This is a genomic window from Bartonella sp. AA86SXKL (genome assembly GCF_042196885.1).
On record NZ_JBHIRE010000249.1, the window covers coordinates 1 to 795 of the forward strand.

At 39.0% G+C, this 795-nt stretch carries 1 protein-coding gene and 1 pseudogene; one reads left to right on the plus strand and one right to left on the minus strand.

Annotated features, from left to right (window positions below; translation table 11 throughout):
- Positions 1 to 377 (minus strand): class I tRNA ligase family protein (locus ACFIO5_RS11310; protein ID WP_375705458.1); only part of this gene is annotated, 377 nt, incomplete at its 3' end.
- Between the two features lie 162 nt (positions 378 to 539).
- Here ACFIO5_RS11310 and ACFIO5_RS11315 point away from each other — a divergent pair.
- Positions 540 to 795: pseudogene (locus tag ACFIO5_RS11315) on the plus strand (YggS family pyridoxal phosphate-dependent enzyme); the annotation flags it as partial.

Below are 795 nucleotides of genomic sequence, written 5' to 3' on the forward strand. Positions count from 1 at the left end.
ACTGAGAGCCCTAACTGCTTTAATTGCCCACGCATTACAGCAATATTCTGATAGGTCCAAGTTTTAGGATGCACTTTATTTTGCATGGCAGCATTTTCAGCCGGCATACCAAAAGCGTCCCACCCCATAGGATGCAGCACATTAAAGCCCTTTGCGCGTTTATAGCGCGCAACAACATCCCCCATGGCATAATTGCGCACATGCCCCATGTGAATGCGCCCAGAAGGATAAGGGAACATCTCTAAAACATAATATTTTTCACGGCGATCTTCTTGGACAGTTTGAAAAATTTTCTTTTCATCCCAAATCGCTTGCCATTTTCGTTCGCAGGCACGTGGATTATAGCGTTCACCTAGATTATAATGTTCAATTGTCATTTCTATTATACTCTTTATAAAATTGAACTAAAAAACTTGTTTTATGCTTGATCATGGATTAACCCCTTCGTCAACATTTTCAGTCAATATTTCACGAAGTATTTTTCAAAGCTCTTACAAACAATAACGCAATCAATCAATAAAAACAGAAAGTACAAAAAGATGAGCACAGACACCACTCCCCATGACCTTTGCGTTGAAGCATGGAAAAATCTACAAAAGGACATTACTGAAACATGTAAAGACTATCATCGGCTCGCAGAAGAGATTCAATTTATCGCTGTTTCAAAAACTGTATCTGTAGAAAATATACGCCCTCTTTTACAAGCAGGACAGTCTGTTTTTGCAGAAAACCGCGTACAAGAAGCGACTGAAAAATGGTCCGTCTTGCGTCAACAATTTAAAAATATTGAACTTC